Here is a 22,809-nt window from a genome sequence, read left to right as displayed (position 1 = left end):
GGCTCACCCCCGGGACGCGCTCGCCGGGTGCCGGGCTCAGCCCCGGTGCGTGGAACCCCGTACGACCACGGTGCACGGAACGACCACGTTGCCCGGGTCCTTGCCGTCGAGTACGTCGATGAGTGCCGCCACGCACTCGGCGCCCAGGCGGCGGGCGTCCAGGCTGAGCGCGGTCAGGGGGACCTCCCAGTCGGTGGCCCCGGCGGCCTGATCGCTCTCCCGCATCACGCTGATCATGAGGTCGTCGGGGACGGTGAGGCCCAGTCGCCGGGCGGCGACGACGAGGGCCTGTCCGTAGGTCTCGTTGAGGCCGTGCACGGCGTCGGGCCGGCCCGGGGCGGACAGCATGCGCAGAGCCGCGTCGACGGGGTCCTCCGTGGCGGCGGGGGTCTCGACGAGAGGGTCCTGTCCGGCCGCAACACACCACTGGCGGTAGAGGCGTTCGCAGTCCTGGGTGTAGGCGTCGGGCTCGGGGCCGGAGAGCAGGCCGACCCGGGCGGCGCCGGCCTCCCGCAGATGGCCGAGAATCGCCGGCATGCCGTGGTCCAGGTCGCTCTCCACGGTGGGGACGCCGTCGTATCCCGGGTCGATGGGGCGGCCATCCGTGACGACGGGCATGCCACGGCGGGTGCAGTCGGCGAGCAGTGGGTCCTCGCGCACCGGGTCGACGATGATCATCCCGTCCATGGGGACGCGTGCCCACAGCCCGGAGACCGGGTCGCCGGGGACGGCGACGAGGGCGTAGTCGCGTTCCACGGCCGCCATGGTGGCGCCCGCCGAGAAGGCGGCGTAGTAGGGGCGGTACGTGCTGGCCCAGGGGAGGTCCGACATGTGGCCGACGACGAGCCCCAGGATGCCGGTCCGTCCGGATACCAGGCCCCGGGCCACGGGGTCGGGGCGGTATCCGAGTTCGGCCGCGGCACGGCGCACCCGTTCGCGGGTGGCCGGCGCGATCTGGCCCTTGCCGCGCAGGGCGTGCGACACGGTCGTGATGGACAGTCCGGTCGCCCCCGCCACGTCGCGGATACCGACGCGCCGGCCCGCCCCCTTGGGGGATGCCGGTACGCGGCCGGTCGCACCTGTCCCGTCCTCACGGTTGGTCATGCCTGTGTCGCCCTCCCTTGTCTTGTCGTGTCGGCGGCCGGACGGCCTCCTGGTGGCCGCGCTCCCACACGGTCCGTCCGGCATCGTGCCCGACCCTCCGGCTCCCAAAACGTTTTGGTTTCGCTGTGTGCGGACTATTGACGTGCCCAAAACGTTTTGGGCACTGTAGCGCACCAACGGTTTCCGGCCACGTCCCCTAGGAGCGCCATGCGCACCCTCCGTACCTTCGCCGTGCCCGCACTCAGTGCCGCGCTGCTGACGGCCCTCACCGCCTGCGGCGGCTCCGCGTCCGCCGGGGGCGACGCCACGTCCCACACCACCGACTCCAAGGGGAGCCGCACCTACGGCGAGTGCGAGGTGACCGGAGAGCGCGGCTCGATCGACCTGAAGACCGTCGAGAAGGGCACCCTCACCGTCGTCGGTGACCTGCCCAGCCCGGGGTGGTGGAACGGCGACACGGTCCGCCAGATCGACAACGGCTACGAGTACTGCATGGCCGCGACCCTCGCCTACCGGGCCGGCCTGCCCAAACTCACCGTGCGCAACGTGTCCTTCGACGCGCTGGTCGCCGGCAAGAGCAACGACTTCGACCTGGCGCTCGCCGAGATCTCCATCACCGAAGAGCGCCGCAAGGTCGTCGACTTCTCCGCCCCCTACTTCGCCTCCAACATCGGCGTCCTGGTGAAGTCCGGCTCCGAGGTCACCGAGAAGACCGTCACCGGCCTCCAGCTCGGCGTGAAGCAGGGCACCACCGGCGCCGACTTCGTCCGGGACGAGCTGCGGCCGAACAAGTCGCCGAAGGTCTTCGCGGGAGACGTCGAACTGCAGGCCGCCGTCCAGGCCGGCCAGATCGACGCCGCCCTCACCGACGTCGCGATCGTGCTCGGCAAGGCCAACGAGTCCAAGGGCAAGCTCGAGGTGATCGCCCAGTACGACACCGGGGAGTCCTACGGAGCCCTCTACCCCAAGGACAGCGAGAACGCCTCCGCCCTGGACACGGCCATCGAGGAGATGAAGAAGGACGGCACCCTCGCCGGCCTTGCCTCCACCTACCTGACCAAGGCATTCGGCGGCGACCCCGAGTCCATCCCGCTCTGGAGCGCCAAGTGACCCTGACCGCGAGCCCGTTGACGACCGGGCAGCAGGAACCGGCGAAGAGCACACCGCCTCCGCCGGCCCTGCCGCTCGCCACCGTCACGGTGGCCGCCGTCCTGACCACCGTGGCGCTGACCGCCGCCACCGCCGCGGCTGCCGGCCGGGTCCTGCCCGCCGTGGCGGTGGTCACCGGCGCCGTCGTGGTGGCCGCCGCCGTGCTCGTCCTGCTCCGGCCCGCGGTGCGAGCGGTGCGCTCGGCCCGTTCCGCGGCCGCGGCCTGGAAGGAGCAGCGGCCCGCCGACGCCCGCCGGGCCGCCTCCGAGGCCCGCGAGGACGCCTGGACCACCCTCGGCTGGTGCCTGGCCGTACTGGTGCTGCTCGGCGCTGTTTGGTTCCTGACCACCAACGACCGCGCGGTCCAGCGCACCTTCTTCGACGGCTCGGTCATCGGACTGAGCTTCCGTGAGATCGTGTCCGCGTTCGGCACCAACCTCTTCATCGCCGTTGTCGCCCAAGTCCTGATCCTCGCCTGGGGACTGGCGCTCGCGCTGGCCCGGATGGCGCCGGGCCGGGCCGGCCGCCCGCTGCGGCTGCTCGCGACCGCCTACATCGACGGCTTCCGCGCCATCCCCGCGATCATCATCATCTATCTGATCGGCTTCGGGCTGCCGCTCGCCGAAGTGCCGTTCCTCAGTTCGCTCAGCCCGGTCTGGTTTGCGATCCTCGCCCTCACCCTCACCTACGGCGCGTACGTCGCCGAGGTGTTCCGGGCGGGCATCGAGTCCATCGCCCCGGGCCAGACCGCGGCGGCCCGCTCCCTCGGGCTCTCGCAGAGCGCCACCATGCGCCACGTCGTGCTGCCCCAGGCCACCCGCCGCGTCGTACCGCCCCTGCTCAACGACTTCATCAGTCTGCAGAAGGACACCGCCCTGGTGAACATCATCGGCACCATCGACGCCTTCAACCAGTCGAAGATCTTCGCGTCGAACCACTTCAACCTCTCCTCGGTCACCGTGGTCGCGGCCCTCTTCATCCTCATCACGATCCCCCAGGCCCGGCTCGTGGACCGGCTGATCGCCCAGGAACAGCGCCGCGGCAAGGGAGCCTGACATGCCCTTCATCGAGATCGACGCCGTACACAAGAGTTACGGCACCACGCCGGTCCTGCGCGGCATCGACCTGAACGTCGAACAGCACCAGGTGGTGACCCTGATCGGTGCCTCCGGCAGCGGCAAGTCGACGCTGCTGCGGTGCGTCAACGGCCTGGAGGACATCAGCGCCGGCGAGATACGGGTCGGCGGCGAGACCGCGTCGGGCCGCGGCACCGACGTGAACCGGTTGCGCCGCGACGTCGGCATGGTGTTCCAGCACTTCAACCTCTTCCCGCACATGAACGTCGTACGCAACGTCGCGCTCGCGCCGATGCGGGTGGCCGGAGTGCCCCGTGCCGAGGCGGAGGAACGGGCCCGCACACTCCTTGCCCGCGTCGGCCTCGCCGACAAGGCCGAGCGCATGCCCGACCAGCTCTCCGGCGGACAGCAGCAACGGGTGGCCATCGTCCGTGCGCTGGCCACCCAGCCGCGTGCCCTGCTCCTCGACGAGATCACCTCGGCCCTCGACCCCGAACTGGTCGCCGAGGTCCTCGCCATCGTCCGCGAACTCGCCGACAGCGGCATGACCATGCTGCTGGCCACACACGAAATGGGCTTCGCCCGGGAGGTGTCCCACAAAGTGTGCTTCCTGCATCAAGGCGTCCTGCTGGAGGAGGGCCCGCCCGAGCAGATCTTCGGCGACCCGCAGGAGGAACGCACCCGCGCATTCCTGCGCCGCATCGTCGAGGCCGGGCGCCTGTGAGCGCGCCCCGCGTGCTCGTCGTGGAGCACGAGAACGGCACAGGACCGGCCCAGGTGGGCGAACGCCTCACGGCGCAGGGGCTGGATCTCGACCTGTGCCGCCCCTGGGCGGGCGACAGGCTCCCCCCGACGCCGGACGGCTACGACGGACTGCTCGTCCTCGGCGGATCCATGGGACCCCACGACGAGGAACAGGCCCCCTGGCTGTCCGCCGCCGGCGATCTGCTGCGCCAGGCCGTGGCGCGGGACCTGCCGACGCTGGGCATCTGCCTCGGCATGGAGCTGCTCACGGTCGCCTGTGGGGGCAAGGTCCGGCACTCCGAGCGGCCGGAGGTGGGCCTGTGCGCGCTGACGCCTCTGCTGCCCGCGTCGAGGGACGAACTGTTCGTCCCTCTCACGGAGTTGGGCACGCCTCCCTGCGCCGTGCAGTGGCACTGGGAGGAGACCTCCGTCCTGCCCGAGGGCGCCGTCCCGCTCCTCACGAGTACCCGCTGCGCCCACCAGGCCTACCGCATCGGGACGTCCGTGTGGGGTGTCCAGTTCCATCCCGAGGTGCTGGCCGCCGACATCGCCGAGTGGGGCACCTCCGACGTCGGCCCACTGCGGGCGCTGGGCATCGACCCGTCCTCGGTGGTCGCCCACGTGGCACGTGAGGAGGAACGGCTGCGTGAGCTGTGGGGCGGCTTCGCCGAACGGTGGGGCGGCATCGTGACATCGCGCAGACCGGCCCGGGCCCGTCCGTGAGCCGGCCGGGTCGGGCGGAGGCGGCCACCACCTGACGGACGGCCGCCCCGGCCCGACCGGATCCGGTCGGCTCATCCTGCGAGCCGTACGGCCCACCCGGGCTGTACGGCTCGCGCACGCGCTCGTGCCGGCGCGGATCGACGCCGGCCGCATCGCCTGGGCCTTCCGCGCCGCGTGCTCCGCCGGCATCGGCCGTGTTCTGCCCCTGCCCGCGTCTGCCGTGCCCCGCCGAGGCCCGTGCCGACCGCGCTGCCTGCGCCGCCCACGCCGGACGCGGCGCCGACGCTCCCCGAGACTCCGGTGGCGCCCGCGTCCTCCCAGGCCTAGCAGGTGTTGGAGGTCCAGTCCTCGTTGCTGCTATGGCGGCCCAACCCCACGGCTTCGAACTCGTCCTTGCCCGGACTCCTTCGGGCGCCCAGCCGCCGCAGGGCCTGGGAGATGGGGCTGACTGCCCGAGAGAACCGCTTGCAGTCGCCCGCACCGCCACGCTGCGGCGGCGCATCGGTCGCCGGCCGCTCGGATGAGCCCTCACCGTCGCCGGGCCGGGCGCGGGGCCGGCCCGCGCCCCGCGAGGGCATGGTTCCGGCGGGCCGCGGGTGCACGCCGAACTGTGCCGCCGGGCCGACCGCAAGCGTATGGAGCGGCTGATGCGCGAGGTACGGAAGCGCGACCGCCTCCCGCGCTTTCCGCCGAGGATCCGCCCGTCCCCCTCGCTGTGCCGAACTCACCGAGGTCGCGTCACCGGGACGAACCGAATCCCACGCCGTACCGCCTGAAGTCAATTCGGAAAGGCCGGTATTCACCGAATTCTGATTCGGTCAGGCCGAAGGCATATGTATCTGCCGCGTCCGCAGTGACGTAACCCCTTGTTCACGTACCGCAATGACGATCACTGGCGAGCGGCGCAGCGGCAGTGCCCCATCGGTGCCTCATCCGTACGCAATGAATGCTGCCGGGCAAACCGAGTGATGGGCGGAAGATGCACGAAGGCTCCGTATGTCCGGGTCGGCGAGATCACCCACGCCGTAACACGGGTCTCGCCGTTCTTCCTGTTTCTTCCCCTTTCTCAGGGATGGAGGACACATGACCGCGACCGCCTGGATTGACGAGGACATGCAGACTTCGGTGGCCGTCATCGGGATGGCCGCCCGGATACCCGGTGCCGCGGACATCGACGAATTCTGGGCGGCGCTCGTCGCCGGCCGGGATCTGACCACTCGTCCCGCCTCCGGAGGCGCGTACGGAGTGGTTGCGGACGCCGACTGGTTCGACCCCGCGTTCTTCGGGGTCGCGCCGCAGGATGCGCTGATGCTCGACCCCCAGAACCGGGTGCTCCTCGAATGCGCCTGGGAGGCGCTGGAGCAGGCCGGCTACGACCCCCACACGTACCCGGGCGCCATCGGCGTGTACGCCGGGAGCGGCGAAACGGACCATCTCGCCGCTCTGCGCTCGCAGCGGCACAGGTTCCCGGGGACGACGGACGAGCAGCTCCGGCTCGCCGCCAGCCGGGACTTCCTCACCGGACGGGTGGCGCACACGCTCGACCTGCGGGGCCCGGCCGTCACCGTGCACACCGGCTGCTCCACCTCGCTCGTCGCCGTTCATCTGGCGTGCCAGGCCCTGTTCACCGGCGACTGCGACATGGCCCTGGCGGGCGGGGTCACCCTGCGCGGCGCCACGGACAGCGGGGAGGGCGACGACCTGCTGTCGCCCGACGGCCGCTGCCGGCCGTTCGACGCGGACGCCGACGGAATGGTCGGCGCCGACGGGGCCGGAATCGTCGTGCTCAAGCGGCTGTCCGACGCACTCGCGGACGGGGACCACGTCGACGCCGTGCTCCGGGGTTCGGCGCTCAGCAACGACGGCTCCGGCAAGGTGAGCTTCACCGCGCCGAGCGTGGCGGGACAAGTGGCCGCGATCCGCTCGGCGTACCTCGTCGCCGGAGTGTCCCCGGACACGATCGGATACGTCGAGGCGCACGGCACCGGCACCGCGATCGGCGATGCGATGGAGGTCCGCGCCCTGTCGGAGGCGTTCGGGCAGCCGGGCCCGTCCCAGCGGTGCCTGCTCGGCTCCGTCAAGTCGAACATCGGCCACTCCGACACGGCAGCAGGCGTCATCGGCCTCATCAAGGTGGTGCTGGCGTTGCGCCACGGCCTCATCCCGGGCACGGCACACTTCCGCCGTCCCCACCCGCACCTCGATCTCGCGGCCGGACCGTTCGTGGTGACGAATGAGGCGACGCCGTGGCCGCGGGGTGACGGTCCCCGCCGAGCCGGGATCAATTCCACCGGGGTCGGCGGGACCAACGCTCACCTCCTCGTCCAGGAGGCACCCGCCGTACACCTGCCCCCCGACGACGACCGCCACCACCTGCTCCCGCTGTCGGCGCGCACCGCTCCGGCACTCGCCGAGTCGGCCGCGCGGCTGCGCGCCCGGCTCGAACGGGACCCGGTCGCCCTCGGTGACGCGGCATGGACCCTGCAGACCGGCCGCGCGGCGTTCGCCCACCGCGCCTTCGTCGTATGCCGCGGCCGCGACGAAGCGATCCGGGGCCTGACCCACCTGGCCGAGCATCCGCAGGGCCCCGTGACCCCTCCGGCACAGACGCCGAATGCCGCGTTCCTCTTCCCCGGGGAGTACGGCCAGCACGTGGGCATGGCGCGCGAACTGTACGCGCGCGAACCGGTCTTCCGCGCGGCCCTCGACGACTGCGCCGCCCGGGCCGGCGCGGACCTCGGCCTGGACCTGCGGCAGGTGCTGTACCCGGAGCCCGGCGCCGAGGCCGAGGCGGAAGCGCGGCTGACCATGACGGCCGTGCGCCAGCCCGCGCTCTTCGCCGTCCAGCACGCCCTGGCCGAACTGTGGGGATCCCGGGGCGTCGGCCCGCACTCGGTCCTCGGGTACGGCCTGGGGGCGTACGCCGCCGCCGTCTCCGCCGGAGTGCTCACCAGGGCCGACGCCCTGTCCCTGGTGCTCACGCGGGGGCGGCTCCTGGACCGCCTGCCCGCAAGCACCGTGGCCGCGGTACCGCTGCCCGAGGCAGACGTGCTGCCGATGCTCGCCGACGGCGTGGCGATCGCCGCCGTCGACGGCCCGCGGCGGTGCGTCGTCAGCGGTCCCGCGGCCGCTGTCGGACAGCTCCTCCAGCGCCTCGCCGGCCTGACGGCGGACACCGACCGGGTACAGATCGCCTCCGCCGCCCACTCGGTCCTCGTCGACGACATCCTCGACGAGTACGCCGACGCGGTGGCGTCGGTGCGCTTGCACCCACCGCGGCTGCCGTGGATCTCCGACCGGACCGGCGCGCCGGTCACCGCCCACGACGCTTGTGATCCGGCCTACTGGACCGGGCACCTGCGTCACACCGTCCGCATCTCGGACGCCCTGCGGACCCTGCTCGCCGGCCCCGCCGGGATCCTGCTGGAGGTGGGCCCCGGTCGCACGCTCGGGAGCCTGGCTCGGCATCACCACGACTGCGGCCCCGGCCGCACGATCGTGCAGAGCCTGCCGGAGACGGCCGAACGAGCCGGGGGCGCCGCCGCATCACTTCGGGCCACCGGTGTGCTGTGGCAGGCAGGGCTGCCGGTGCGCTGGTCCGCACTGCACCACGGCCGGCAGCCCCGGCGCGTCCCGTTGCCGACCTATCCGTTCCAGCGCGAGCGGTTCACGGTCGACGCCCCCACGCCCGTCGTGGCACACGTGGCACCGGGCGCGGCGGAACCTGCGCCCGGACATGACGCGGACGGGACGGCAGCCCATCCGCGTACACCGGTCGAGAAGGCGATCGCGGAAGTGTGGCGCGAGGTGCTTCACGTACCACACGTGGGCATCGACGACGACTTCTTCGAGCTAGGCGGCCACTCCTTGCACGCGACGCGCATGCTGGCCCGGCTCGGTCCGGCGCTCGGCAGCCAAGCACCCCGGCTCACGATCATGGACGTTTTCGACCACTCCACGATCCGTGAACTCGCCGCGCTGGTGAGTGCGTCCGGTCCGCAGGAAGAGGCCGGCCCGTGAGGACCCCCCGGTTGTGGACCGCGAGTTGCCGGCCACGTCCGGTGCACAGCCCCAGACGACCTCCGGAGGACGACCGTGAGTGACCTGACCGAGCGGCCCCCGGCACCGACGACGATCCCCGTCGTGCCCGACGCGGAACCCGTGATGTCGTTCGCCCAGGAACGCCTGTGGTTCATGGACGCGTACGCGCCCGGCACGACGGCGTACACGATCCCGGAGGCCTGGCGGCTGCACGGTGCGGTTGATCCGGCCGCGCTTGCCGCGGCGCTGAACCGGGTCGCGGCCCGGCACGAGCCGTTGCGGACCCGCTTTCCCGGGACCGCGGACGGCCGGGCCGCCGTCGTCGTCGACGAGGCCGGCGCGATCCCGCTCACCACCGCGCAGGCCGCGTCCGAGGACGCGGTGGAGACGCTCGTCGACGCCTTCATGTCCGAACCGTTCGACCTCGCGGCCGGCCCCGTGGCGCGCGGGATGCTGATCACGATCGAGCCCGGCGAGCACGTGTTCGCGCTCGCCGTACACCACATCGCGGCCGACGGCTGGTCAACCGAACTCCTTTTCGGCGAGGTGCTTGCCTGCCTGGCCGGCGACCCTCTGCCCGAACTGCCGGTGCGCTACCGCGACTTCGCCGCATGGCAACGCGCCCGGACCGAGACCGGGGAGGATGTGGCGTACTGGCGCGAACAGCTCGCCGGCGTCGTGCCGCTCGAGCTGCCGACCGACCGGCAGCGGCCACCGGTGCCGGCCTACACCGGAGCCGCGCACGAGTTCTCGGTGGCGCCGAGCGTCCTCGACGAGGTGCTCCGGCTCGGGCGCAGGCACCGGGCCACGCCGTACATGGTGCTGCTCGCGGTGTTCGCGGTCCTGCTGGGTCGCCGGGCGGGGCAGGACGACGTCACGATCGGATCGCCGACCGCCGGCCGGCCCGTTCCCGAGCTCGACGACCTCGTCGGCTGCTTCATCAACATGGTGCCGATGCGGGTCGACACATCGGGCGACCCGACCTTCGTCGAGCTGCTGCAACGAGTCCGCGGCACGGCCGGGCACGCGTTCGCTCACCAGGAGCTGCCGTTCGAGCGCCTGGTCACCGAGCTGAACGTGCCCCGTGAGGTGTCGCGTTCGCCGCTGTTCCAGGTGGTCTTCTCCATGCAGAGCTACGAATCGGCCTTGCAGGGCAACCCGTCGCTCACCGTCACCGACGACGTCCCCATGTCGTACCGCACGACCCGGTTCGACCTCGAGCTCCACACCGCGGGCGACGGCGGCTTCCTGATGGTCTACAGCACCGCCCTGTTCACCGCGGACTCCATCGTGCGCATGGGCGACCACTTCCGCGTCCTCCTGGAAGGCATCGCCGCCGATCCGCACGCCCCGGTCTCGAGCCATGAACTGCTCACGCCCCAGGAGCGCGCGGATCGCGCCCGCTGGAACGACACCGGTGCCGATCTCGGCGCCGACCGGTGTCTCCACGAACCGGTCGAGGAGCAGGCGCGCAGGACGCCCGACCACCCGGCCGTGATCCACCCCGGCGGCCGGCTCTCGCACGCCGAGGTCGACCGGAGGGCCGATCATCTCGCGGCCCGGCTGACCGCCTCCGGGGTGACCAGGGGCGACCTGGTGGCCGTCGTGATGGAACGCGGGTGGGAGCAGGTCGTCGCGGTGCTGGCGGTCAACAAGGCCGGGGCCGTCTACCTGCCCGTCGACGCCGGTCTGCCGGAGAGCCGACGCAACGAGCTCATCGCGCGCGGCGGCTGCGCCGTGGCCCTCACCCAGGCGACGCTGCGTTCGCGGCTGACCTGGCCGGACGGGGTGACGGTGCTGCCCGTCACCGAGGCGTCGGGTGACCTGGCGCCGGTCTGCTCCGCCGAGCCCGACGACCTCGCCTACGTGATGTTCACGTCGGGTTCGACCGGCATGCCGAAAGGCGTGATGATCGAGCACAGGGCGGCACTCAACACGGTCCGCGACATCAACGAGCGGTTCCGGGTGGGGCCCGACGACCGGGTGCTCGCGCTGTCCGCGCTGAGCTTCGACCTGTCGGTCTACGACGTCTACGGCACGCTGGCCGCCGGTGCCACGCTGGTCATGGGGCGGCCCGCGGAGGACAAGGATCCGGCCGCGTGGGCACGGATCGTCACCGACCAGCGGATCACCGTGTGGAACTCTGTACCCGCGCTCATGGAAATCCTGGTCGAGCACGCCGAGCAGGAGGGGACCGACCTCAGCGCGCTGCGGCTGGTGATGATGTCCGGCGACTGGATCCCGCCGACGCTGCCCGACCGCATCCGCGCACTCGCCCCGAACGCCGAAATCATCAGCCTGGGAGGGGCGACCGAGGGGTCGATCTGGTCGATCTTCCACCCGATCGAGCGCGTCGACCCCTCGTGGTCCTCGATCCCGTACGGCAGGCCGCTGGCCAACCAGCGGTTCCACATCCTCGACCGCGGGCTGTGCGACGTCCCGGCCGGTGTGCCCGGCGAGCTGTACATCGGGGGCGCCGGAGTGGCGACCGGTTACTGGAAGGACCCGGAGCGGACCGCGGCGGCGTTCGTCACGCACCCGCGCACCGGCGCCCGTCTCTACCGGACCGGCGACCTCGGCCGGTACCGGCCCGACGGTGTGATCGAGTTCCTCGGCCGGGCCGACGCCCAGGTCAAAATACGCGGCTACCGCATCGAACTCGGTGAGATCGAGGCACACCTGACCCGCCATCCCGAGGTCGCCGAATGCGCGGTGACCACGCACGGGACCGGAAGCGCCGCACGGCTCGTGGCGTACGTCATTGCCGAAGCCGGACCCGGACCCGACCCCGCGCGGCTGAGGTCGCACCTCGCGGCGGCGCTGCCGGCCTACATGGTTCCCGGCTCGTTCGTCACGCTGCCCAGGCTGCCGCTGACCGCGAACGGCAAGGTGGACCGCGGGCGGCTGCCCGCACCCCAGGCGCCCGCCGCCCGGTCGGCCGGGCGGACGCCGCCGCGCACCGACCCGGAGCGGGCGATCCACGCGGTGTGGGCGGGCGTACTCGACCGCGCCGACATCGGGATCGACGACGACTTCTTCGACCTGGGCGGCCACTCCCTGCTCGCGATCAAGCTCGTCGAGCGGCTGAGACGAGCGGCGGACGGCACCACGCTCGCCGTGATGGACCTGTTCACCCACCCGACGATCCGGCAGCTCGCCACCCTCCTCGACGGGAGTACGACGAGGGAACGCGGACTCCTGCACCGGCTGACGTCCGGGCCGGCGGCCGAGCCCGAACTCAGCTACGTCACCGTTCCGTACGGTGGGGGCGGCGCGATGGTCTACAAGCCGCTGGCGGACGCGCTGCCGCCCGCGCACGCACTGTGGTCGGTCGCCATCCCCGGCCACGACATCGGGATCGACGAAGAACACGCGCCGCTCGAGGACGTCGCCGCGCGGTGCGTGGCGGAGATCCAGGAGAAGGTCGCCGGGCCCATCGCACTGTACGGGCACTGCGGCGTCGGCTCGGCGCTCGTCGTGGAGATCGCCAGAAGGCTGGAAGCGGCCGGCCGCGTCCCGGAGGCGGTCTACATCGGCGCGATCTTCCCGTTCGCCCGACCGGGCCGCGGCCTCCTCGGCATGCTGAGCCGGCTCACCCATGCGGACACGCTGCGCAGCGACCGCTCCTACGCGAACGGGCTGACCTCGCTCGGGCTCGACATGAGCGACCTCGACCCCGCGCAGGCACGCCATATCGTCCGGAACACCCGCCGCGACACCGACGCGGCGGAGGGGTACTTCACACGGCTTCTCAAGAGCCCGGTGGTGCGGCTGCGAGCGCCGGTCATCAGCGTGGCCGGGGAGCACGACCCGGCGTCCGAGTACTATCCGGAGCGCTTCCGCGAGTGGCACTTTCTCAGTGACACCACCGCCGTGGTGCTGCTCGACGAGGCCGGTCACTTCTTCCAGAAGCATCGCGCCGCGGAGCTCGCCGAGATCGTGACGGCCACCCATCCGGCCGTCATGGCCGGTGAGCCGGCCGGCGGGGACGGGTGGCGGCTGCTCAACGTCTCGCGCGCCGGTTCGCCGGACGCGCCCGACGAGCCCCAGCCGGCGGTACGCCGGTTCCTCACGGTGACGGCGGGGCATCTCGCTTCGGTGGGCGCCTCGGCGCTGACCGCGTTCGCGATCCCGGTCTGGATCTACCTCGCCACCGGCTCGCTGGTCCAGTTCGCCCTGTCGGCCGTGGCCGGCCTGGTACCCGGGCTGCTCATGGCCCGGTCGGCCGGCACGATGGTGGACCGCTGCAACCGTCGAACGGTCATGCTCGCAAGCGATGTCGGCGCGGGCGCGGCCCAACTGCTGCTCGGTGTGCTGCTGTGGACCGGGAACGTGGAGACCTGGCACGTCCACCCGCTGCTCGCGTCCCTGTCGGTCACGCTCACGTTCCGGCGGCTCGCCTACACATCAGCCGTTCCGCAGCTCGTCCCCAAGCAGTACCTCGGCCACATCAGCGGTGCCGTCCGGACGGCCGCGGGAGCGGGCCGGCTGATCGTGCCGGTCGCGGCCGTCTGGCTGCTGGCCGGTATGGGGCTGGAGGGCCTCCTCGTCCTGGCCGTGCTCGGCTACCCGGTCGCGATCGCCGTCACGCTCCCGGTCCGGTTCCCACGGACCGCGGCGGGGCCGGCGGAGTCGGCGACGGCCGGGATCAAGGCGGGATTCCGGTACTCCCGGGAACACACCTGGCTCCGCCGAACGCTGATCGTCCTCACCGTCCTCAACCTCCTGTTGTCCCCGCTCTTCCTGCTGATCTCACCGCTGGTGCTCGCGGTCGGCACACTCACCGACATCGGCTGGATACTTCTGGGCTCGGGACTGGGGTGCGTGCTGGGCGGCCTCGTCATGACGGTGTGGGGCGGCCCGCCCCGGCGCCGGATGCACGGCGTGCTGCTGTGCACGCTCTGCCTGGCCGCGTTCAGCCTGGTGACCGGGCTGCGAGCCGACCTGGTGACGATCGGCTTCGGCGTGTTCGGCATGTCGCTCGTGCTGACGGTGCTCAACGGGATCTGGGCCGCGATCGTGGAGGTCAAGGTGCCACAGCGGTTCCACGGCCGACTGATCGCGCTCGACACGGTGACCGGGTGGTCGACGCTGCCGATCTGCTTCGGGTTGGCCGCGGCGTACGCGTCGGCGCTGTTCGAGCCACTGCTGACTTCCGGAGGGAGCCTCGCGCCCACCCTCGGCACGGTGATCGGAACCGGACCGGGACGGGGGATCGCCTTGCTCTACGTGCTGGCCGCAGTGGGCATCGCGCTGCTGGCGGGGGTGGCGCTGTGCTCCGGACTGCCCCGGCTCGTCGACGACGGCCCCGAAGCGGTCCCCGACGACCTGATCGGGCTCCGGGCGCTGGGCCGCGCTCCGGAGACCGTATCTACGAACCCGTCCTGTCGATGAGACTCTTCGGACGCATGTCGGTCCACGACCGGTCGACGTAGGCGAGACACTCCTCGCGGCCGGCGGGGCCGAACACAGGCGACCAGTCACACGGAATATCAACAAGTTCCGGCCACAACGCGTGCTGGTTTTCGCGGTTCACCACCACGACATAAGTCAGCGGTTCGTCCCCGAGCGGGCCTCCGCTCACCGTGCGACTCGCTTCATCGTCGGAGCCGTCGAAAGCGTGACGCGTTCGACGTGCGCAATGTGAAAGTGCCCGCTGTGCATCTCGGTGCTCCGAAAAGGCTAGTTGTACCGACGTTCGACTGAATCGTCGACGGAGAGTCGAGCACTCGGTCCGAGGTCTGTCAAGCAACAAACGGCCGACAGCGCATTTATGGCGGCCGTTCACGTTGTGGACCTCTGTCGTTCACATCGGATTGCCCTCCGACCTTTGAAGTGGAGATGCGCATCCGGACGGCTGAATCTCCCGCGGGCTGCCGCGAATACCGAAGGTCGAGAAAGGAACTGTACGTTGCAGGAGCGAGATCCTTTCGTCGACGCACATCGAGCGCGGCCGCCCTTGACGTCCCGTGATCAACCCTTGGGATCCGCACACCCGGTCGGTCAGGTAGAACCCGCCGAAGCCGGGGCCCCCTTGTCACTCCAGCAGGAGCAGGTCTGGTTCCGGCACCGGTTCGCTCCGGACGGCACGGCGCACCACACGCAGTCGACGATCCGTATCGTCGGTGCCTTCGATCTCGACCGGCTCGATCGAGTCATCACGGAGATCCACCGGCGGCACGAGATACTGCGCACCACCTACTCGGAGGCCGACGGGCAGCCGCGGCAGCTGGTGCATCCGCCGCAACCTGTCCGGGCGAGGCGGCTGGACCTCAGTGACATCCGCGCAGGACAGTGCGAACTGCTGGACGAGATCGTGGCCGGGGAACTGCGCGAGCCGACCGACGCAACACACCTGCCGCTGATGCGCTGGACCGTGGTGCGGCTGTCGGACGAGGAGCACGAACTCATCCTGGTGGAAAGCCACCTGCTGCACGACGCGTTTTCCTTCTCGTTGCTGATGCGCGAGTTCAAGATTTTGTACAACGCGTTCAGTGAAGGCGTCGAGCCGCCCCTGGCGGAACCCGCCGTCCAGTACCGGGATTTCGCGCGCCGGCAACGCGCGGCGCTGGACACCCCGCCCCTGCGGGCGCAACTCGCCTACTGGCAGCACCGGCTCAGGGACCTCCCGCCCCTGCTGGAGCTGCCCGTGGACCGTCCGAGGCCCGCGCTCCAGAGCTTCCGCGGGGAGACCCTCCGAGTGGATCTGCCCCCCGGGCTGCCGGCCGCGCTGCGCGCGTTCTGCCGTACTCACCGGGTGACGCTGTTCAGCACCATGCTCGCGGCGTTCCAGGCGCTTCTGTACCGGTACACCGGACAGCGGGACATCTGCGTGGGGTCCTCGTTCGCCGGCCGGCGGACACCCGGGACCGAGGATCTCCTCGGCATGTTCGCCAACACCGTGCTGCTGCGGTGCGACGTCGACGCCACGCTGGGCTTCGAGGACCTGGTGACGCGGGTGCACGGCGTCGTACTGGAGGCGGCGGCGAACGATCTGCTGCCGTTCCCGGAACTGGTCAGGGCGCTCAACCCCCATCGGGAGTCCGGCCGTAATCCGCTGACCGACGTCCACTTCAGTCTCGACGACTCCCCGACTCCCGACCTCGACCTCGCCGGGGCGACCGGGACGGTCTTCGAGCACGGGAACGGATCGGCGAGGACGGACCTGAACGTCGTGGCGATCTCGCGCGCGGAGAAGCAGGGCGCCGATGCCGAAGCGACCGACGGCCGGATCACCCTGCTCTGGGAGTACGCCGTCGACCTGTTCGACGCCGGGACCATGCGGCGGATGGCCGACGGCTTCCTGAGGCTGCTCGCCGATGCCGTCGCCAGACCGACGGCACCACTGTTCACGCTGGCCGTGCTCAGCCGGCAGGAACGCGACATGGTGCTGGCCAGCTGGAATCCCGAACGTCACAGCCCCGCCACCGACGGCCCGCTCGTCCACGAGGCGGTCCGCGCGCAGGCCCGGAAGACACCGGGCGCCGTGGCCCTGCGCGACGGCGCCCGTGAGATCGGCTACGCCGAGCTGATTCAACAGGCGGACTCGCTGGCGGACATCCTTCGCACCCGAGGCGTTCTGCCCCGGACGGTGGTGGGTGTGTGCCTGCCACGTGGCGCGGACCTGGTGATCGCCGAACTTGCCGTCCTCTTCGCCGGAGCCGCCTATCTGCCCCTGGACCCGGAAAATCCGCCCACCCGCCTGGCCGACCAGTACTCCGCGGCCGGTGCCGTTCTCATCATCACCCACAGTGGGATCGCGGACCGCCTCCCTGACGATCTCGCACAGCTGCCGATGGACCGGCCGGCCGACACCGCCGAGGCCACGGATGCCCGCCGGCCGAACCCGACGACGCACGACGATCTCGCCTACCTCATCGCGACCTCCGGCTCGACCGGCCGGCCGAAGATCGTGATGGTCGACCACCGGTCGCTGTCCAACGCGGTCACCTGGCGCTGTCGGCGCTGCGAGCTCGGGCAGGCGGACCGCATCGCCCAGGTCGCCTCACCCGGGTTCGACACCTCCGTCCTGGACATCTGGCCCACTCTGACCTCCGGCGCGACCCTGTACGTGCCCGACCAGGACACCCGGCTCGACCCGGAACGCCTGCGCTCCTGGCTGGTCGACGAGGGGATCACGGTCACCGAGCTGCCGACGCCGCTGGCCGAGCGGGTGCTGGCGCTGACCTGGCCGGCCGGGACGGCCCTGCGGGAGCTGATCTCCGGCGGCGACCGGCTCCGGGTCCGGCCGGCCGCCGGCCTGCCGTTCCGGGTCCTCAACGAGTACGGCCCGACGGAGACCACGGTGACCGCGACGGCCGGGCACATCGCACCCGCCGGAACCGTGGACGGGCCACCCGACATAGGACACCCGATCTCCGGTGTCAGCGCCTACATCCTGGACGCGTGGCGGCAACCGGTGCCGCCCGGGGTGACCGGTGAGCTCTGGATCGGCGGCGCGGGTGTCGCACGTGGCTACCACGGTGCGGCGGGGACCACCGCGGACCGCTTCGTGCCCGACCCGTTCTCCGACATCCCTGGGAGGCGCATGTACCGTACCGGCGACCTCGCCAGGCACCTCCCCAGTGGGCAGATCGCCTTCCTCGGACGCCGGGACCGCCAGATCAAACTGCGTGGCTACCGGATCGAACCGGCCGAGATCGTCACGGTACTGCGCGCGCACCCCACAGTCACCGACGCGGTGGTGCTGGCCACGACCGGCGAGGAAGGGCAGACGGACAAGCGCCTCGTCGCCTACCTCGAGGCGGAGGACCGCCCGGCGCTGCGGCAGCAGGTGCGCGAGCACCTCGCCGACCGCCTGCCGCGCTACATGATCCCCAGCGATTTCGTGGTGCTGGACGCGTTGCCGCTCAACCGGAACGGGAAGGTGGACGAGCGTGCCCTGCCGGCCCCCGGGCCGGCCGAGCCCGATCCCGGCTTCCGGGCTCCCCGCACCGACACGGAACGGTGGCTCGCCGACACCTGGCGCACCGTACTGCGACTGGAACGGGTCGGCCTGGACGACAACTTCTTCGACATCGGCGGGCATTCGCTGCTCCTGGCCGCGGTGCAGCGGGAGATCGCAGGACGGGGACACAACCTGTCGATCGTGACGTTCTTCGAGCACACCACGATCCACCACCTGGCGCGGTATCTGGACGATCGCGGCAGGGCCGCCGACAAGGATGCCGAGGAGCCGGACCGAGTGGCACGACGGGGTGCCGGCCGCACCCGTCTGGACCGGCGCCGGGCCGCCTTGCGCCCGGCTGGGCCGGCGGATGCCGGTGACCTCCCGCGGGAGGTCACCTGACACACCGTCCGGCGGGGGGCGTGGACGGTGTCGGGGTCCAGGCGGTCGCCCCCGCGGCTCGGCAGTGCATCGTTTCCGGGCGGTCGGCGGGAGACCACGAAGCCGCTGATCCCTCCGCCGAAGCCGCGGCCGCAGGATCCCGCGGGACCGCCCCGCACATGCGGTTGCGGTAACTCCTGCCGCCGGAGCGGGGCTTCGGCTTTGGCCGGACCTGCTGACACCGCCCGGAACGGTGACAGCAGGCCGGCGTCTTCGACCGGTTGCATGCTGTCGGCACGACTGAACGCGGCGGGCGGGCCCGACCGGTCGAGGGCCGCGTGGAGGGTTCTCACATCCGCGCGAGAAGGGGTGCCGATACTGTCGGCTGCCCCGGCGCCGACAGCGTCCCACCGGGATTCGTTACCGCCGGCCCGCCAAGGGGTCTTCCGGGCGATCGCCCGCCACACCGGCCGTGGCCTCCACGGCCGGTTCCTCCGCACTGTGGTGGACGACCTCGCGGAGCCTGGGAATCGCGGACCACAACGGCGGCAGGAAGGCCACGGCGTTCAGTCCGGCAGCGATCCAGAAGACCGCCCGTAGCCCGATCGAATCGACCAGCAGTCCGCCGCCGGCCGCACCCAGCGGGACGACACCCCAGGTGGCGAACCGGAAGACCGCGTTCATCCGCCCCAGCAGGTGGGGTGGCGTTACGGCCTGGCACAGGCTGACCTGCAGCACGTTGAAGATCAGCGCACCGAGGTACGCGACGGACATGCCCAGCGCGAACGTCACCGGCCCGACGGACATCGGCAGGATCGCCGAGCCCGCGGTGAACAGCACGATCGAGACCATGAAGGCGGTCCCGGTGCCGAAACGGCGTGCGAAGGGCTCAGCCACCAGTGCCCCGACCACACCCCCGCCGTTGCCGACGGCCAGCGCGACACCGATCACCACGGGGCTCATGGACAGCACCTCGGCGGCGAAGACCACCTGCAGGGCGAGGATGATCGCGGAGGCGATCTCGGCGAGCATGGCGCACAACAACAGCGGGCGCATCAGCGGATGGCCGAACACGAAACGCACGCCCTCGCGGACGTCCTCGCGGAGGCTGTTCTTCCCGGCCGGCCGGTCCACCGGTTCCGGCTTGCGGACACGCAGGACGAAGTACGCCGACCACAGGTACGTGACCGCGTCGGCCAGTACCGAGAACGGTGCGGTGAGCATCTGCACCAGCAGACCACCGACGGCGGGACTGCCGATCTGCGCGACCGAGCGGGACAGTTCCAGCTTCCCGTTGGCGTCGACGAGCCGGTCCTCGGCGACCAGCGCGGGCAGGATCGACAGCTGCGCGACATCGTAGAAGAGCGTGCCCAGGCCGATGAGGAACGTCACGACGTACAGCAGCGGCATACTGAGAACGTCCAGGGCGAGCGCGATCGGTACGGCGAGCAGTGCCACGGCCCGTATCGCGTCGGCTCCCACCATCACCGCGCGCAACGGCAACCGTTCCACCCAGACGCCGGCCGGCAGACCGACCAGCAGGATGGGCAGGTACTCGACGGCCCAGAGCACTCCGATCTCGAACGGCGACGCGTCGAGAAGGAGCAGCGCCACCAGTGGCAGGGCCAACAGGGTGATGCCCGTACCGAACAGGCTTGTGGTCTGGGACATCCAGAGGTTGCGGTAGTCGGCGAAACCCCACAGGCTCCGGCGCAGGTCCGGTCGCCACTTGCTCGTCATCCAGGACACCGCTCAACGATCTTCTTGGGCATACCGAATACCTCGCACCTGGCTATTGCCTTCGCAGGAAATGTAGGGCATGTGCCGACTCGCCGTTCCGCGCACATCGAAAGCACGGCTGCCCGATCCCGCCGTACGGTTCGTCGTCACGGCGCAGAATATCGGCCTCGACGACAGCCAACCGCCCCTGTGTTAGGCCCGGTGATCAACCGTCATGTTGAATTGGCCTGATATTCACCCGACTTGTGATTGCGCGGACGAGTGATTGACCTTCAATGGGTGCCGTCCCGCACAGATCATGGGCAATTACCTGTCCGACGTCACCACCGTCGTCCGGTTTCCCGACCGATTACGCCCGGAGGCCGAGATATGAGTACGGAAGACATCGACGACAGTGGCTTCGTCGCCGTCACGGCCATGGCCGGACGCTTCCCGGGAGCCCCGGACGTCGAGACCTTCTGGGAGAACCTCTGCGACGGCCGGGAATCGGTGTCGGTGCTGACCGACCAGCTTCCGGCGGCGGCAGACGGATACGTGCCGTCCTACGGGCTGCTGAGCGGTGCGGATCGCTTCGACGCCGAGTACTTCGACTACTCGTCCGAGGACGCCCTGATCATGGATCCGCAGCATCGGCTGCTCCTGGAGTGCGCCCACGAGGCCCTCGAGCGTGCTGGTCACGGCGGCCCGGAACGCCTGTCGACCGGCGTGTTCGTCGGCGGGTCCGTCACCGACCACGGAGCCCTCGTCAAGGCTTGGGGACACGCCCGGGGCGCCCCCGTCCCGGACTCCCGTGTCCAGCAGGGAAACGATGTCGACTTCCTCGCCACCCGGATCGCCTACAAGCTGGGCCTGACCGGGCCCGCCATGGCCGTGCAGTCCGCGTGCTCCTCGTCTCTGGTGGCGGTGCACATCGCCATCGGTTCGCTGCTCGCGGGTGACTGCGTGATGGCGGTCGCCGGTGGCGCCTCGGTGCTGGCCGCGATCCCGACACTGCGGCACGACCCGGACGACATCTTCGCCGACGACGGGCGCTGCCGTCCGTTCGACGCACACGGCCGCGGCACCGTACGGGCGAGCGCGGTGGGGCTGGTGGTACTCCGTCCGCTCGACGAGGCGCTGGCTGACGGCGACCATGTGCACGCGGTCATCCGCGGTACCGCGGTGAACAACGACGGCCGGCGCAAGATGGGTTTCCACGTACCCAGCGTGGCCGGGCCGGCCGGTGCCGTCCGCGCCGCTCAGCTGGTGGCCGGTGTCGAGGCCGACGAGATCGGCTACGTCGAGGCGCACGGCACCGGCACCGCACTCGGTGACCCGGTAGAGGTCGCCGGACTGACCAAGGCGTTCCGCCGGAGCACCGACCGGACGGGATACTGCCGGATCGGATCGGTCAAGGCCAACATCGGCCACACGGACGCGGCAGCGGGCATCGTGGGACTGATCAAGACCGTGCTCTGCGTGGAGCGCGGGGTGCTCCCCGCCAGCCTGAACTTCACCGAGCCGAACCCGGCGATCGACTTCGCGTCCTCCCCCTTCGTCGTCAACGACCGCACCGTCCCGTGGGAGTCCGGAGGCCGTGCCCGGATCGGCGCCACGAACGTGATCGCGTTCGGCGGCACCAACGCCCACGCCGTGGTGGCCGAGCCGCCGGCCGCGCTCCCGACGACCCCGGGGCGAGGGGACCACCTGCTGGTCCTCTCGGCGCGGACCCGGCCCGCGCTCCAACACGTCGCCGGCAGACTGGCCGACCACCTCGAACGGTACCCGGACACCGACCTCGCCGACGTCGCATGGACCCTGCAGACGGGTAGGGCGGCGCACGCCGAACGCCACTTCGTGGTCGCCGCGAACGCGTCCGAGGCCGTCGCGGCGCTCCGCGGGAGCCCGCCGGCCGGGGCAGGCCCGGACCGCACACACCTTCCGCGCGTCGTGTTCCTCTTCACCGGGCCCGGCGAAGAGGACCGTACGGGCTCCGTCGCCGCGATCCACGGCACGGAGGGGGTCTTCCGTGCCCACCTGGACGACATCGCCGAAGCGGCGCGTCCGCATCTCGGCCACGACCTGCGCCGGGCGCTGCTCTGTGCCCCGGCCCCGGAGCACACGCCGGCCGGTCCCGCGGGGCACCTCGCCGTGCAGTACGCGACGGCGAAACTGCTGATCTCCTGGGGTGTGCGCCCCGACGCCGTCTGCGGGCAGGGGCTTGGATCCCGCTGCGCGGCAGCCGTCGCCGCGGAGCTGAGCCCCGCCGAGACCGCCCGCCTGCTCGCCGGGCTCACCGAAGCCGGCGCGGACACGCTCGCCGGGGCGCCGGCGCGGCCCGGCCGGCCGCTGCTCTGCGACGTCCCGGCGGCGCTGGAGGGCGCACCGGGGCAGATCGTCGTGCGCATCGGGGCCGGGCGAACGGCAGCGCCCGTCAACGGCGTCGAACTCGTTCCCGTCGACGTCCTCGATGAGCCCGGCCGGTCACCGGCCGGCCCGCGAACGGTGCTCGCCGCGGTCGGCCGGCTCTGGGCGGCGGGGGCGACGGCCGACTTCGGGGCCCTGCACGCGGGCCAACGACGGCGCCGCCTCCACCTGCCCACCTATCCGTTCGAGCGACGCACCTACCTGGTGCCGCACCCGACACCCCACCACCCGATATTCCTGAGCTACGGAGAGCGACTCTCGTGAACGACATCGAGCGAGCCATCGGATCCATGCTGGCCGTCGACCTCTTCGTCGAGGTGCCGGAGGACCGGATGACCCCTGACGACCTGCTGCGTGGCGACTTCGGGCTGGACTCCCTCGGCTTCGTCGAGTTGCGGGTCGTGTGCGAGAACACCTTCGGCATCACCATCTCCGACGACGACTTCACCCCGGAGAACTTCACCAGCATTCGCACCGTCGCCGACCTCGTCCGCACCCTGCGGAGCAGTTCCCCGAACGCCGGCGACTGAACGTCCG

The 22,809-nt window shown here is 71.3% G+C and carries 12 protein-coding genes; 9 read left to right on the top strand and 3 right to left on the bottom strand.

Going from position 1 to position 22,809, the window contains the following annotated elements:
- Nucleotides 1-36 precede the first annotated feature (36 nt).
- Nucleotides 37-1,104, bottom strand: a complete 1,068-nt coding sequence (locus tag ACZ5C2_RS26295) for a LacI family DNA-binding transcriptional regulator (RefSeq protein ID WP_468795704.1) — start codon at nucleotides 1,102-1,104, stop codon at nucleotides 37-39.
- Nucleotides 1,105-1,311: 207 nt separating this feature from the next.
- Here ACZ5C2_RS26295 and ACZ5C2_RS26290 point away from each other — a divergent pair, with 207 nt between their 5' ends.
- From ACZ5C2_RS26290 to ACZ5C2_RS26265, 6 genes are all read left to right on the top strand, one after another.
- Complete coding sequence (locus tag ACZ5C2_RS26290; protein WP_468795701.1) at nucleotides 1,312-2,214, top strand: ABC transporter substrate-binding protein; 903 nt, start codon at nucleotides 1,312-1,314, stop codon at nucleotides 2,212-2,214.
- Entirely contained in the window at nucleotides 2,211-3,308 is a 1,098-nt protein-coding gene (locus ACZ5C2_RS26285) for an amino acid ABC transporter permease (RefSeq protein WP_468795698.1), read from the top strand. Before ACZ5C2_RS26290 ends, ACZ5C2_RS26285 begins: the two co-directional genes overlap by 4 nt.
- A 1-nt stretch (nucleotide 3,309) precedes the next feature.
- Entirely contained in the window at nucleotides 3,310-4,053 is a 744-nt protein-coding gene (locus ACZ5C2_RS26280; protein WP_451778388.1) for an amino acid ABC transporter ATP-binding protein, read from the top strand.
- Nucleotides 4,050-4,796 carry a type 1 glutamine amidotransferase gene (locus ACZ5C2_RS26275; protein WP_468795694.1) on the top strand — a complete coding sequence of 249 codons (747 nt, stop codon included), beginning with the start codon at nucleotides 4,050-4,052 and terminating at the stop codon, nucleotides 4,794-4,796. The genes ACZ5C2_RS26280 and ACZ5C2_RS26275 overlap by 4 nt, the downstream gene beginning before the upstream one ends.
- A 1,083-nt stretch (nucleotides 4,797-5,879) precedes the next feature.
- Nucleotides 5,880-8,816 carry a type I polyketide synthase gene (locus ACZ5C2_RS26270; RefSeq protein WP_468795691.1) on the top strand — a complete coding sequence of 979 codons (2,937 nt, stop codon included), beginning with the start codon at nucleotides 5,880-5,882 and terminating at the stop codon, nucleotides 8,814-8,816.
- A 75-nt stretch (nucleotides 8,817-8,891) separates the two neighbouring features.
- Nucleotides 8,892-14,231 (top strand): non-ribosomal peptide synthetase/MFS transporter, encoded by a 5,340-nt coding sequence (locus ACZ5C2_RS26265; protein WP_468795688.1) that lies wholly within the window; start codon nucleotides 8,892-8,894, stop codon nucleotides 14,229-14,231.
- Here the strand turns inward: ACZ5C2_RS26265 and ACZ5C2_RS26260 are convergent.
- Complete coding sequence (locus ACZ5C2_RS26260; RefSeq protein ID WP_468795685.1) at nucleotides 14,209-14,421, bottom strand: MbtH family protein; 213 nt, start codon at nucleotides 14,419-14,421, stop codon at nucleotides 14,209-14,211. The genes ACZ5C2_RS26265 and ACZ5C2_RS26260 overlap by 23 nt on opposite strands.
- Before the next feature lie 450 nt (nucleotides 14,422-14,871).
- On the opposite strand from ACZ5C2_RS26260, the gene ACZ5C2_RS26255 reads away from it, so the two are divergent.
- The gene (locus ACZ5C2_RS26255) at nucleotides 14,872-18,147 is read left to right on the top strand and encodes a non-ribosomal peptide synthetase (protein ID WP_468795682.1); all 3,276 of its coding nucleotides are present in this window, start codon (nucleotides 14,872-14,874) and stop codon (nucleotides 18,145-18,147) included.
- Between the two features lie 399 nt (nucleotides 18,148-18,546).
- Here ACZ5C2_RS26255 and ACZ5C2_RS26250 read toward each other — a convergent pair whose 3' ends face one another.
- Nucleotides 18,547-19,866, bottom strand: coding sequence for an MFS transporter (locus ACZ5C2_RS26250; protein ID WP_468795679.1), 1,320 nt, complete (start codon nucleotides 19,864-19,866; stop codon nucleotides 18,547-18,549).
- A 369-nt stretch (nucleotides 19,867-20,235) separates the two neighbouring features.
- On the opposite strand from ACZ5C2_RS26250, the gene ACZ5C2_RS26245 reads away from it, so the two are divergent.
- On the top strand, nucleotides 20,236-22,536 hold the full coding sequence (locus tag ACZ5C2_RS26245; RefSeq protein ID WP_468795676.1) for a type I polyketide synthase: 2,301 nt from the start codon (nucleotides 20,236-20,238) through the stop codon (nucleotides 22,534-22,536).
- Nucleotides 22,533-22,802, top strand: a complete 270-nt coding sequence (locus tag ACZ5C2_RS26240; RefSeq protein WP_468795673.1) for an acyl carrier protein — start codon at nucleotides 22,533-22,535, stop codon at nucleotides 22,800-22,802. Before ACZ5C2_RS26245 ends, ACZ5C2_RS26240 begins: the two co-directional genes overlap by 4 nt.
- Nucleotides 22,803-22,809 lie beyond the last annotated feature (7 nt).

The organism is Streptomyces sp. NPDC031365 (genome assembly GCF_055569765.1).
This window is presented reverse-complemented; position numbering and strand designations above follow the sequence as displayed.

Coding starts and splice junctions, on each gene's coding strand:
- ACZ5C2_RS26280 (WP_451778388.1), top strand. CDS start 3,310: ATGCCCTTCATCGAGATCGACGCCGTACACAAGAGTTACGGCACCACG.
- ACZ5C2_RS26245 (WP_468795676.1), top strand. CDS start 20,236: ATGAGTACGGAAGACATCGACGACAGTGGCTTCGTCGCCGTCACGGCC.
- ACZ5C2_RS26270 (WP_468795691.1), top strand. CDS start 5,880: ATGACCGCGACCGCCTGGATTGACGAGGACATGCAGACTTCGGTGGCC.
- ACZ5C2_RS26295 (WP_468795704.1), bottom strand. CDS start 1,104: ATGACCAACCGTGAGGACGGGACAGGTGCGACCGGCCGCGTACCGGCA.
- ACZ5C2_RS26290 (WP_468795701.1), top strand. CDS start 1,312: ATGCGCACCCTCCGTACCTTCGCCGTGCCCGCACTCAGTGCCGCGCTG.
- ACZ5C2_RS26250 (WP_468795679.1), bottom strand. CDS start 19,866: ATGACGAGCAAGTGGCGACCGGACCTGCGCCGGAGCCTGTGGGGTTTC.